Here is a 12,471-nt window from a genome sequence, read left to right as displayed (position 1 = left end):
CGTTCACACGATTCCTCTGTAGTTCAGTCGGTAGAACGGCGGACTGTTAATCCGTATGTCACTGGTTCGAGTCCAGTCAGAGGAGCCAATTTAAGAAAAGCAGACGTTCACTGACGTCTGCTTTCTGCATTTTTATCAGTTGGTTATCCCTTCTTTCACGTTCACCCTCGTTCACTAAAAACCACTCGAAGCCATACCCATTTGCTGGTAAAAAAGTTGGTAATGGTAGTTCGATTGCGTTTTTACCAACAAACGGGGGATGCCGCTATGCCACTTACTGATACTAAAGTAAAAAACGCCAAACCCCTTGATAAGGAATACAAGCTGACCGATGGCTTTGGTATGTTCCTTCGCGTTACCCCTAAAGGTTCCAGATACTGGCAAATGGCTTACCGCTTCGACGGGAAGCAAAAAATCTTCTCCATAGGTGTCTACCCTGCTGTTTCACTTGCTGATGCAAGACAACGCCGTGATGAGGCCAGAAGGCTTCTTGCTCAGGGTATTGATCCTAATGCAAAGAAACAGGCCGAAGTTAAAGAGCTAAAAGCAAAGCGTGATAACACCCGAACATTCAAAGCAGTGACCAAGGCGTGGTTTTCTACCAAAAAGAAATGGTCTGAAGATTACCAGAACACTGTCTTGACCCGTCTTGAAACCTACATCTTCCCGGATATTGGCAACAGAGACGTTACCGGGCTTACCACTGGCGATCTTTTAGTCCCCCTCAAAAAAGTGGAAGCCCTTGGTTATCTGGAAGTTGCCACACGGGTTAAGCAATATGTCACCTCTATCCTGCGCTATGCCGTCCAACAGCAGCTTATCCGCTATAACCCGGCTTACGATCTGGAAGGCTCCATACAGAAACCTGAAACTGAACACCGTCCTGCTCTGGAGCTTGAAGAGATTCCCTTGCTACTTGAACGTATTGATACCTACAAAGGCCGCAGACTCACCACACTGGCGATTCAACTTAACCTGCAGGTATTTGTTCGTTCCAGTGAGCTACGCTTCGCCAGATGGTCAGAGATCGATTTCAAGAGCAAGCTGTGGGTTATCCCCGAACAGCGGGAAGTCATCGAAGGGGTGAAATATTCAGGCCGTGGCACCAAGATGAAGCGTAAACATTTCATCCCTCTCTGCCGTCAGGCAATCATGTTGCTGGAAGAAATTAAACAGCTCACCTATGAAGATGGCAATGATGATGGTTTTATCTTCACGGGTAGCTATGACAGCTTTAAACCGATGAGTGAAAACACCATCAACAAGGCGCTACGTAAGATGGGCTACGATACCCGACAGGACATTTGTGGTCATGGCTTCCGGACACTTGCCTGTAGTGCCTTAATTGAGTCCGGTTTGTGGTCAGAAGACGCTGTAGAGCTTCAAATGAGTCACAAGGAAAGCAATAGTGTCCGCGCCGCTTATACCCACAAAGCCAAACACCTTGACCAGCGCCGCCTGATGCTCCAATGGTGGGCTGATTATCTGGATGCGAACAGCAACGGTATGGTAAGGCCGTTTGAGTTTGCTCATAAATTGTAGATAACATACCCAAAAATCTTTTTACTTTGTAAAATAATCATGATAGCTTTATTATAACTCTAACCCTTATTTTTTGACTTTGCCGCATGGCATATAATTTAAATAAGGGACTTTCCTTATGGAAAAGTTAAAATCTATTATCAAGCTGATAATTATTTTTTTAGAGCTAATCCTTGTAATGCTCTCTTAATAAGAAGCGTATGAGGTATTCTGCTGCTGCTAGCTTACTAACAGCAGCAGAATTCTACTACAATTATTCCGCTTTGATATTATTATGAAAATAAAAACCTTTACCGACATTGGCACACACGATGTAAATGAAGATCATCATTACATAGATAATGGTAGTCCTATGAAATGCAGATTTTGCGGAAAAGGCTTTAAGCCTGAACTATTTGCTCATGATGCTCACGCAATATCAGAACTTCTCGGAAATAAAAAAATATTTTTAAAATATGAATGTGATGCCTGCAACAAATATTTCTCAGCCTTTGAAGTTGAACTAGCTAAATTTATGGGAATCGAACGCGCTTTTTCTAAAATTATCCCCAAAGAGACAAAACGATTTGAATATATTATTGACAATCCAAAAGGATTGAATCACAAAATAGTTAGCATTCCTGACAGGAATTCACAGTATGTTAATTTAATGAATACCGACATCATAAAATTAGGTATAGATGACGTAATTATAAAAGACAAAAAACAAAGATTTAATAAAATTAAAGTATTTAAAGCTATATTAAAGATGGCGTTTTCTATCATGCCTTACGATATGATATCAGATTTTTCCATCATGAAGAGTTATTTAATGGATGACTCCAACAATCCATTTGTTGTTATCAATTTATATAAAGGCGTAGAAATTATAGAAAAAATAAAAACAAGCAATCTTCTATTGATTGAAAGAAATACATTTTTAGACATCCCGATAAATGAAAACCTAATAGTTTCATTACAAAATACAAACTCATATAAAAAAAATAAAATTTTAAATTTTTATTTTTACATCGGCCCCTCAAGTTACCAAATAGTAATCCCCAGCAATCGATTTTTAAGGGATTGCTATCAAAAAAAAACAAACTCAAATTTAAAACATGAAGATATTTTTCTCAGTAAACATGAAATCAATAAAAATGCAATCAATGTAAGCAATGAAACAATCAACTGTGCAATTAATAGCACAGTCAAATCTCATAAAGAAGCATGGTCATTATCTCTTTTCTTGAAGATTCCAGTAATATTAGAGAACAAAAAATTAAAAGATGGCATACCAGAAGATGAAAACTGTAGAATTGACTGGAGAACAATGGAGAATATTCTTACCGAATCGAATGATAATATTTTGAAAATGAAAATCTTGCTGTTTTCAAATTTTTTTAATTATATACGAAGCACTTTCATTTTATACAATGATAGAACAATAGTTAGCTTATTTGAACGTTTCGTTTATGACAACGAACTGTATCTTACAATCAAATCCTGATGTAACTTTCTCAGCAAAACATAAATAAAAGCCGTCTATAAAAGTATTATCCGACGATTTTTTGTTGATGATATCTCAAATAAAAATTTATTGTATTGGCAAAAATAAATTACTAAAATATAATATACGTGGTTTTGTAAAACCATAGCTATCAATCTATCTATGTTTGAAGGATTATGGAGATAGTAGTATGAAACGAAAAATCAAAGGAGCATGGATCATCCACCATGCAAAAAAAATACAAACAACAACTAATCAAGATTTTGATTCAATCGGTTTTGCCGGAAAATGTGGTCTTTTCCTATCAGCTATTTCAGCAAGCACACAAGAACAACTCAGTACCAAAAAGTTAGAAGCACTCTCAAAAGCTAACTATATTAGTCCTAAAACGGAATTGCCTGCAATATTAAATGAACTACAGAATCAGCGCTTATTATCTAAAGGAAAAGGAGGTATTGAAGTTTTAGCCCTTACCGGGCAAACCATTCTCGAATATACTGCAACCATCTTTAATGAAAGCAGTCATGACAGCCATGAAGAAGCAATAATTGATATTTCAGAAAAGGCATCAGATGCCCCACTGACTGCTAAATTCGCAGAGGAATACATATCTGACAATTATTCTATCTCTGGTCGAGAAGCAAAAGAGACGATTGCAACTGGCTGTGGACTAACATTTTTCGATTCTGAAACAATATCTAAAAATGAATCACTTTTATTCAATGGAAATTTATTCAGAAAAAAAGACATAAAAAAAACAAATATTATTCTATCTTCTTTATCCGGTGCTGAAAGTACCAAGGTAGTAGAATTTAATGGACGTCTTGAAGCCTCGGGATGCATTCCATTAGAAACAGCTAAAAGAATTCTTGGTGACGAACTTTTCATAAAACTGCAGTCAATAGCTTTATTTGATGTAAGTGTTGTGGGTAATGAGTCAGGTAGAAGTTATTTTGTTACAAGACCAAGCGCCTTTTCAAAATTCACTGACTCAATAGCAGATGATGCCTTGGATTTGGCTAAGGCATTCGTCGCATCATTAACTTATGGAATGACGATAAGTTCATATTACCGAGGGCGTATTCAGCAAATATCACTGCTGATGCAAAAGCTAATTAATGGCGGGGAAGTTGGTCCAGCTACTGCTATTGGAAATGATTATCAAGCACTAGAGTACAAGGGCGTGTTAAAAATAATACCTTATGATAATGGGCGATTCGGTATGAGGCTGCTTAAGCCCGAAGTAGGACAACTTGCGTTATCTGTAATTCAAAATGGAGATATTACTGCTGAAGCAGTTATGAACATTCCCGGAGCAAAAGTCACTGAATATATTGGCCCAGAAAAAAACAGAGAAATCATCCGAAAAAATTGTACTGAAGCGGTTAAAATACAAGCCAGAAATCTACTCGATGATATTCGTTCTGGAGGGCTGAATCCATGAGCATTAAGCTATCAAAAGGTTATGAAACAGAAGAGATTCTTAGAAACTATTTTTTAGGACTAGGTTTTTATGTGGTAAGAGGCATTAAGTTTAAATATAAAAATTTTGATGTAACAGATATTGATCTTTTAATTTTTTCGAAGGAATCTCCACTGATAAGAACTAGAATAAATGTTGACATAAAAAATAAAAAAACCCCACAAGCTATCGAACGTTTCTTCTGGGCTCAGGGTGTATCAAAAATATTGAGATTGGATGATTGTCTGATAGTCACAAGCGAAAATCGTGCTGACGTCTTAGATTTTGGTCTTAAACATCACATCCGAGTCTTAGATGGTAGTTTTCTGACAAGATTGTATAAAAGTAACAAAAGTCAATCAGAACGAATCACAGAAGAGACATTGTTCAGCAATTTAGATATTGCATCCAATAATAAAATCGGAGGCGACTGGAAAGGTAAAATTGAAAAAGGAAAATCCAGACTGATCGACAACATAAGTTTTGACAGTTGTAATGCTTATCTCAAGGACTTAAAATATTTTTTTGAATGTTCACTTGGATTGTCAACTGAATTACAAGCATCAATATCTTTATGGCGAGCGATTTATATCACAACGTCACATTTCCTTATTTCTTTAGACTATATTTTGCGCGAATATCAAACATGTGAGCATGATAAGAGAAAAGCGGTTTTGGATCTTGGTTTTAAATTTGGTAATTCAGGAAAAGATTTCACTGAGAAAGTGGGGAGTATAATTTCCGCATTAGCCGAAAGTGTTATCCCAAATTCAAATTTAAAAAACTCACTAGAGTGTGAATTTAAAAAACTATCGGATAGTATAAAGTCAGAAATACTTGCTGAATATTTTTCAAGGCCAAATGTCAATAACTCATTGTTTGAAATGGCAAAGCAATTCGAATCTTTTGCTTATCAAGATAATATACCTTCCCCCTCAACACTACCAGCATCATCACAATCCGTTATAGCACTACTTTGTGATTTTTATGATTTAGAGCGAAAAAAAATAATTTTCTGAAAAGATATGTGTTCCACTTAAGGAAAGGGCTTTCCAGCCCTTTCACATCCCCTTAGAAGAACTATCTATAGAATATAAACTACTATACCCACACATGGGATCACTAAATCAACCCATTGGGCTGGGAGTTATAATAGCATTTTTATTTTTATACTATTCACAACACCTAACACAGCTAGAGAATAAAATCATATAGTCGTTCCCTAGACTATTAACTTCATAGATAGTTCATTCCTGTCTACCAACCATATCCTCAAGAAACCTTCCCCCTCGTAATTTTAACCTTGCTTTATCTTCAGCACTAATATTCGATGATTGTAATATTAGACCTAATATTAGCTCTTTATCCACTTCTTCTACTTTGCAGCCAACAGCTTTAGCCACTTCAGCACCCAAAATGATCTTTAAGCGTGTCTCAGCGCTCTTGGATAGAGATTTTTCTTTAATCTTAAGGCGATTCAGACGCATTTGAGCTGATGCTATTTTTTGCTTAATTGTTTTTTCTGTTCTTGGCTTTCTGTTTTTATCATCTGTATCCATAATTACTTTTCCTTTTAGTTGTCAGAAACATGAAATACAATTAAAAAAAGAAAAGGTCAAATCATAGGCAGAAGATTGAATGCTTTGTATTCCAGATTAAATTACGCAGCGCGATATGATTGTTCAAAACAATCACATTGCTGGAACAGGGTTCATAAATGATGCTTTGGTTTTAAACCACTAACTTAAAATACCCGATACCATCCAATTAAAAAAGGAAATATAAATAAATAAAATTTATTTACTTCAGATTACCTCTGATGTTAAAAGAGAAAACCATAATACCTTAACAATATTTCAACACCATCTTTATTGCAAAATTTATTTATATGGAGTAACTTAACATCAACTCACCATCACCAATAAGGTTTTTATGAAAATCATACCAGATAGTGCTTTAATAAAGTCTCGTTTGAAAGACTATGATCCTAAACTTAATGGCATTAAAATGAAAGCGTCTAAAAATTATGATGTAATGCAGATTAATTCATTAATAGAAAAATACTCACTTGCAGTAAACAATAATGAACGAACACAAATTATTCTTGATTTGGCAGACCAAATCAGAGAGCAAGATGGTGTTCCTTCATATTCTATTTGTCAAAAAGGATGTGCCCACTGTTGTAAAATACCAGTTTCAGTTACTGCAATGGAAGCAATCCTTATAGGAGAGTATTTAGGAAGAAAACCTAAAGAGCTTTTCGAAATAAATCCAGTTGCAAATAAATATAATTACTGTCCTTTTTTGGACCTAACAACCGCAAGTTGTTCAATTTACAAAGTAAGACCTCTTCATTGTAGAAACTTCCAGTCTTTTGACCATTATAAATATTGTCAGACTCCAGATGTTATCCATAATACTTTCCATACATATTCAAGTGAGAGACTAGAAGGTCTTTTACAAACACTAATTGAAGCCAGCCAAGGATATACAGCCGACATTCGCGAATGGTTTTAAATATCAGAAAATGCCATTATAAAATGGCATTTTTCATCCTCTCCTTTTGAGTTTAATATCAATAATCTCAAAGATATTTTTTTTATGCTTTTCCTTATCCTCTTCCTCGCATTTAAAACCCGAAATATATGACGCCATGTTTTTTTTGGTTTCTCTTATGAACCCATCTAGACAGTTAGTTTCTTCATGATAGAGAATAAATGCCTCACTGGTTATGAAGGATAAAAATACCATAGCAACATCTATGTTATCATATCCGATATTATTTAGGTTGCAATTATCTTTCATTATTATCCCTCGTGTTATTTTTAATATATGTTTAAAATACAATTTAATAAACTAAAAATCAAATTATAAGCACCTATTTATTGGTGTGAGAATAACATCACTGGAACAAGAAATGGTGTTTTGGTTTTAAAAATATCATGCCAGCAAGCTCAAAATAAAAACATGCAACACATACGAGTGCAATCACTAACTTAAAATATCTAATACTCTCCGCGTTACTTATTTTATTAAATCAATTAAAACAATTTTACCTCTTGTTTTTTGACTCTGATTTCTGGTCTTAACCTGTGAATTGTGCAACACATAAAAGCATTTGTTATTTTATCAATTTCATCTAATTTACGCTTTCCCGACGTAAGGCGGGAGGGAAAAACACTTCTTTTGCCCTTACGGGCGCTATCTAAAACAATAATATTCAATATAACTACGCTACCTCCGCCGTTTATCCGATTCCTACCTTTTTAATTTCACAGTCTGTAAAACTAGAGTTATTATTTAATTATAGAAAAACTTAAAACATTGTCGTTATTTTTAGCTCCTTTAGGAGATATAAAAATAAAGCAATGCCCACCTATACACTGCTACGCAGCGTGTGGGGTCTACCGACGGTTGCCTGCCGCAGGCTAAAAGCAAAACCAAGGTCAACGTCAACACCAGAGTTTTTCTTGCGAAAAACTAAAACCAGCATAGTCGTATTGGAGATTCATATTTTGGTTTGATATTAAAATTTATATTGAGGTTATTTTTATTGTATGGCTATTTTTCATCTTGATTTTAAAATTGTGAAACGAAGTGAGGGCAGATCTTCCGTTGCGAAAGCTGCCTATCATGCTCGTACACGTATAACAGATGAAAGAACAGGTGATACGTATGATTATAGCCGCCGTACCGATTTATACGGACATGTCATATTAGCACCCGTTAATGCTCCTCAATATATTGTAAAAAACTCCACAGCATTGTGGAATGAAGTTGAAAGAGTCGAGCGTCAACAAAATGGTCAAACAGCCCGTTATTTCGATGTTGCTATCCCCACCGAGTTAAATAATGATGACAAGAAAAAGCTTGTCCTTGAGTATTGTCAAAAAAATTTTGTAGAAAAGGGAATGATTGCTGATATCGCTTTCCATGATCTTGATAGCGATAATCCACATGCTCACGTTATGTTGACATTAAAAACCATAGGCCCGGAAGGTTTTGGCAAAAAAGAAAGAAGCTGGAACGACAGAAAAATGTCTGTGTTGTGGCGTGAATCATGGGCATCGATGGCTAACAGCTACCTCGCTGCTGCTGGTTCGCCAGAACGTATTGATCATCGTTCCCTTCAAGCCCAGCACGAAGAGGCATTAGAAAAAGCGGCGGCTGCTCTGGGCAATGAAGAACAAGCGCTATGGCTTGCTAAAGCCGCTGAAACAAACCGCCCTGCAATGAAACGTATCCATAGTGCCAGATGGCGTAGTAAAGCTGCTCAAGAGCAAAGAGCCGCAGAACAGGCTGTTCGTGATGCTGCCAAGCAAGAAGCCGTTGAAGTCTACAAAACATTCAGTGAGCTTGATCTTGAAATCATTGTTGATGTCAGAAGCTTTACTGTGGCTGTTCTTGCTGAACCAGAAGAGATCGTATTACCTGAAACACACTCCGGCTCTTCTACTGATGAGAATCAAAGACCTGTATTGGTAGCACCAGCTCCTCATACTCGTATGCGTGGCGTTAAATCTTACCGTGATAAAACAAAAGTCAGCAAAGTTGTTGCTGGTAAAAAACCATCGGTCAGTATTTCTGATTCTGGATCAAATACTATTCTGCAAACATCCTCCTCTCAAAACCCAAACAGGGCATCCAGAAGCGCCCCTGAACGTGTTAAAAGGAAACAGACTATTCCGCGTCAGGATAATATCTTTAAACGCTTTACAGCCCTTTTGGTTGATTTTATCAGGGGTAAATTTATATGGGCTAAAACTAAAGTTGATATTATCAGTGAAGAACATGATAAGCGTATTGCTGAAAACTACGTCTTTGATGAGGTATTAGGCCGTCATGTTCTACGCCCTGAATATGAGAAACGAGCTAAGTTTAACCAAGATGACTACAAGCCAACGACTGACGAGATCACCCGTTTCCCAAGCCGTCCGAAGCAGGAACAACCAGAAATCGATCACAGCAAGGATCTAACCCCTTCTATGTCACTTGAGCAGGTCAGAAAGAATAGCTATCAAAGGTTGAGGCAGCCGAGCTATCGTGGCAAGAACTAATCATTCCTGATTTTCTGCATTGACTATAAGAAGCCTTCTATGGTTCTATCCCTATTGATTCAAACAACGAGGATAACCAAATGCAGTACCTTTACCATTTTACATCGCAGAAAGCTGCTGAAAAGATTGTAGCTGATGGTTCTATCTTGCTAGGACGGTTTCTCTCATCCAATGGTGTTGTTATGGAAAACTCAGCAGTTAGTCTGACTACAGACAAAGATCCCGTTGGGCACGGTTTACCAGATGGTAGAGAAATAACTCCAAAACAGGCTGAAACATTAAAATATTACACCATAATCAATGACAGGCTTCATTCCATCAATAACATAAAATGCAGAATCACTATAGCCCCTACAGGGCTAGATATTGTATCCGCCAGTGAATACTATAAAAACAGCCCAGATTTATTACGCGGGCTTTCCATTGCTGCTTATTTTCCTGTTGGGTTTGATGGCATCGGTCCAACTCACGAAAAAGATATATTGATTAAATCCAAAGCATCTACTTGGTGGTATTCTTTTGTGCCTATTACTGTTGCATCAAATATAATATCTTTTGGCATTGATATAACTGGTGAAGGTAAACACTATGAGGAATTGTCACCACCTGATTTCCAACAACTTTGCCAGTATATACATCAATGATTGGCGGTTCATTTTTCATACTATGTAAAATATATTGTTGAAGATCAGTTAAAAGCATCTGATCTTTTTCTTTTTTTGTTTGGAACATGATTTTCTCCTATTTTATTTATAAGAATAATAAAACTAAACGTTTTATTCACTCAGATCACTCAGTAATCATCACAAACATTTAGCTTCATTTTTCTGCTATTTTTGTTATCTTTACTATGGGGAATAATAAATCAATCGAGAGATGTCAATAGGGGCAATATCCATACATCCTCTATTCGTATTGTATTTACTCCTAAGTCCATGTTTTCAATATCTAATATTATTAATAACAAATGACAACAAAAAACTTTCGATGTAGAATGTAAAATCACTTTACAGCGAATGGTTTGTTAAAAATGGATCTTAATAATCATATAATCGATAATTTAAATTATTACTTAAATACAAGCACTCCAGAATATGCTTTCATGATTACTGGCGGGTGGGGAGCTGGGAAAACCTATTTTATAGAAAATTTCATAAAGGAATATAATAAAAATGCCATTGATAGTCAGTCTGGAAATAAAATAATAAAAATAAGTTTATTCGGCTTTAAAACCACATCCAGTATTGATGAAATGATTTTCCAATCATTACACCCACTTTTAGGCCACAGATATACTAAGTTAGCAGGTAATATTCTAAAAGGAGCATTAAAGCTCGGTTGTAAGATAGATATAAATGGCGATAGCAAACCGGATGTAGATATTAATGCAAGTTTAGATAAAATAAAATTCAGAGAAATATTCTCTACTAATACGGATAGCGGAGAGATCATTATCGCATTAGATGATCTTGAACGCACTGATATCCCGTTAAAAGAAATTCTCGGGTATGTTAATTATCTTGTCGAAATTTCAAAGGTTAAAGTCATTCTCATAGCTAATGAAAAAATTCTACATGAAAAGGATAAATCATCCGCGGATAAAAATACGGATATTTATTCAAAATTCAAAGAAAAAGTTATAGGTAAAACATTCCAAATTAAACATAATATTGATAATGTTTTGGATGGCTTCCTCGATGAATCAGAATGTGCGCCATTAAAGAGACATAGAGATGTCATTAAAAACATCTATATACGCTCAGATGATACAAATCTCAGAAAACTAAAGCAAAGTATTTTAGATTTTGGATACATTGCAAATTATATCGATGAAGAAAAATTTAAAAATGAAGAGTATTCATCGCTGTTAATACGCGTTTTCTTTGCCTTATCATTAGAAATGAAAAGTGGTGAGCTAAGTGAGGAAAAATTAAGAAATAATGAGCCATTCCAAAGTGACAAAGACAATAGCGATGGTTCTAATAATGCATTTTATAAATATGACATTAGTTACAGGAACTTGTATGTAGGTGATCTATGGGCTGATATTTTGTTCAAGGGTGATGCAAGTAATTTAAAGTCAGCAACTGATGAACTTGTATATTTTAAACAACAAAAAAACAATGAACATCCTCTCTGGTTCAAATTATGGAATTTTAGCACACTGAATGAAGAACAGTTTATTTCTCTTACCAATCAGTTAGTTTTGGAGTTCGACTCTCTTCAGAAGGAAGAGCATCAGGTTTACTTACATAAATTAGCCTTAATAATTTACTTCTCAAAAAATTCTCTAATTAGTAAGAAAATCGATGAAATAAACAATACAGTTTATGAATACATTAAAACCTATAAAGATGGTTGGGCTATTTTGAATAATCGCTCTTTTGAAGATATAGTCTTTGGAAACAATACTGGCTATAGCTACTACAATGATTCAGATGAAGACTTTAGAAAACTATTTAATTTACTCAGGTCTGAATGCAAATCTATCTCTGACGAATTAAAGCACCAAGCAGAAATCATCAGAGCAAATGAAATATTCACATATCTTGCACAAGGAAACAAGGATGAGCTGATCAATATTTTATATACTGAAAATCAGTTTAAGCCATTTTTCAATAAATTAAATGCTGAAGACTTAGTGAAGGTCTTGTTGCACTCAAGTAATTACATAACGTCGTACTTTAATCATATTATAAAGGAACGTTATACTTCGAGAGATACTCTCAATGGTCTGAGAGCATATAAATATCTGAAAATTGAAGAGGAGTTTTGGATTGAGTTACAAAATAAAATCTCGAAAGAAATACCTCGAATGCCTCCCCTAAAAAAACATTTCATGGAACAGCTTGATACAACCATTAAGGAGATAATAACAATCCTATCTTCAGTGCCTGATGTTTAAGTTTCTGGGGCTGGTCAAT

At 35.5% G+C, this 12,471-nt stretch carries 10 protein-coding genes and 1 tRNA gene; 9 read left to right on the top strand and 2 right to left on the bottom strand.

What is annotated here, in order from left to right:
- Positions 1–12 precede the first annotated feature (12 nt).
- The 5 genes from ACERY3_RS12945 (at position 13) to ACERY3_RS12925 (ending at position 5,509) form a co-directional block, all read left to right on the top strand.
- Positions 13–88, top strand: a tRNA-Asn gene (locus tag ACERY3_RS12945).
- A gap of 179 nt (positions 89–267) precedes the next feature.
- Positions 268–1,542, top strand: a complete 1,275-nt coding sequence (locus tag ACERY3_RS12940) for an integrase arm-type DNA-binding domain-containing protein (protein WP_089187607.1) — start codon at positions 268–270, stop codon at positions 1,540–1,542.
- Positions 1,543–1,816: 274 nt separating this feature from the next.
- The gene (locus ACERY3_RS12935; protein ID WP_193804662.1) at positions 1,817–3,028 is read left to right on the top strand and encodes a hypothetical protein; all 1,212 of its coding nucleotides are present in this window, start codon (positions 1,817–1,819) and stop codon (positions 3,026–3,028) included.
- Positions 3,029–3,218: 190 nt separating this feature from the next.
- The gene (locus ACERY3_RS12930) at positions 3,219–4,472 is read left to right on the top strand and encodes a hypothetical protein (RefSeq protein WP_373225817.1); all 1,254 of its coding nucleotides are present in this window, start codon (positions 3,219–3,221) and stop codon (positions 4,470–4,472) included.
- Positions 4,469–5,509: a hypothetical protein gene (locus ACERY3_RS12925; RefSeq protein WP_373225816.1), complete on the top strand. Its 1,041-nt coding sequence runs from the start codon at positions 4,469–4,471 to the stop codon at positions 5,507–5,509. Before ACERY3_RS12930 ends, ACERY3_RS12925 begins: the two co-directional genes overlap by 4 nt.
- Before the next feature lie 228 nt (positions 5,510–5,737).
- Here the strand turns inward: ACERY3_RS12925 and ACERY3_RS12920 are convergent, their stop codons facing one another.
- Entirely contained in the window at positions 5,738–6,049 is a 312-nt protein-coding gene (locus ACERY3_RS12920) for a conjugal transfer protein TraD (protein ID WP_373225815.1), read from the bottom strand.
- A gap of 373 nt (positions 6,050–6,422) precedes the next feature.
- On the opposite strand from ACERY3_RS12920, the gene ACERY3_RS12915 reads away from it, so the two are divergent.
- Complete coding sequence (locus tag ACERY3_RS12915; protein ID WP_072207278.1) at positions 6,423–7,007, top strand: YkgJ family cysteine cluster protein; 585 nt, start codon at positions 6,423–6,425, stop codon at positions 7,005–7,007.
- Positions 7,008–7,040: 33 nt separating this feature from the next.
- Here the strand turns inward: ACERY3_RS12915 and ACERY3_RS12910 are convergent, their stop codons facing one another.
- Positions 7,041–7,295 carry a hypothetical protein gene (locus ACERY3_RS12910; protein WP_058674308.1) on the bottom strand — a complete coding sequence of 85 codons (255 nt, stop codon included), beginning with the start codon at positions 7,293–7,295 and terminating at the stop codon, positions 7,041–7,043.
- A gap of 752 nt (positions 7,296–8,047) precedes the next feature.
- Here ACERY3_RS12910 and mobQ point away from each other — a divergent pair.
- The 3 genes from mobQ to ACERY3_RS12895 all read left to right on the top strand — a co-directional run bounded on the left by mobQ (position 8,048) and on the right by ACERY3_RS12895 (position 12,452).
- Positions 8,048–9,547 carry a MobQ family relaxase gene (mobQ, locus tag ACERY3_RS12905; RefSeq protein ID WP_373225814.1) on the top strand — a complete coding sequence of 500 codons (1,500 nt, stop codon included), beginning with the start codon at positions 8,048–8,050 and terminating at the stop codon, positions 9,545–9,547.
- 80 nt (positions 9,548–9,627) lie between these two features.
- A complete protein-coding gene (locus ACERY3_RS12900) occupies positions 9,628–10,191 on the top strand; it encodes a hypothetical protein (protein ID WP_058674310.1) in 564 nt (187 codons plus the stop codon).
- Between the two features lie 386 nt (positions 10,192–10,577).
- Positions 10,578–12,452 carry a P-loop NTPase fold protein gene (locus ACERY3_RS12895; protein ID WP_373225813.1) on the top strand — a complete coding sequence of 625 codons (1,875 nt, stop codon included), beginning with the start codon at positions 10,578–10,580 and terminating at the stop codon, positions 12,450–12,452.
- The last annotated feature ends 19 nt before the right edge of the window (positions 12,453–12,471 follow it).

It is taken from the genome of Enterobacter cloacae complex sp. ESBL7 (genome assembly GCF_041679625.1).
GTDB lineage: Bacteria > Pseudomonadota > Gammaproteobacteria > Enterobacterales > Enterobacteriaceae > Enterobacter > Enterobacter asburiae_B.
This window is presented reverse-complemented; position numbering and strand designations above follow the sequence as displayed.

Excerpts from the sequence above, each read along its gene's own strand:
- mobQ (WP_373225814.1), top strand. The coding sequence starts at position 8,048 with ATGGCTATTTTTCATCTTGATTTTAAAATTGTGAAACGAAGTGAGGGC.
- ACERY3_RS12920 (WP_373225815.1), bottom strand. The coding sequence starts at position 6,049 with ATGGATACAGATGATAAAAACAGAAAGCCAAGAACAGAAAAAACAATT.
- ACERY3_RS12935 (WP_193804662.1), top strand. The coding sequence starts at position 1,817 with ATGAAAATAAAAACCTTTACCGACATTGGCACACACGATGTAAATGAA.
- ACERY3_RS12925 (WP_373225816.1), top strand. The coding sequence starts at position 4,469 with ATGAGCATTAAGCTATCAAAAGGTTATGAAACAGAAGAGATTCTTAGA.
- ACERY3_RS12940 (WP_089187607.1), top strand. The coding sequence starts at position 268 with ATGCCACTTACTGATACTAAAGTAAAAAACGCCAAACCCCTTGATAAG.
- ACERY3_RS12915 (WP_072207278.1), top strand. The coding sequence starts at position 6,423 with ATGAAAATCATACCAGATAGTGCTTTAATAAAGTCTCGTTTGAAAGAC.
- ACERY3_RS12910 (WP_058674308.1), bottom strand. The coding sequence starts at position 7,295 with ATGAAAGATAATTGCAACCTAAATAATATCGGATATGATAACATAGAT.
- ACERY3_RS12900 (WP_058674310.1), top strand. The coding sequence starts at position 9,628 with ATGCAGTACCTTTACCATTTTACATCGCAGAAAGCTGCTGAAAAGATT.
- ACERY3_RS12895 (WP_373225813.1), top strand. The coding sequence starts at position 10,578 with ATGGATCTTAATAATCATATAATCGATAATTTAAATTATTACTTAAAT.
- ACERY3_RS12930 (WP_373225817.1), top strand. The coding sequence starts at position 3,219 with ATGAAACGAAAAATCAAAGGAGCATGGATCATCCACCATGCAAAAAAA.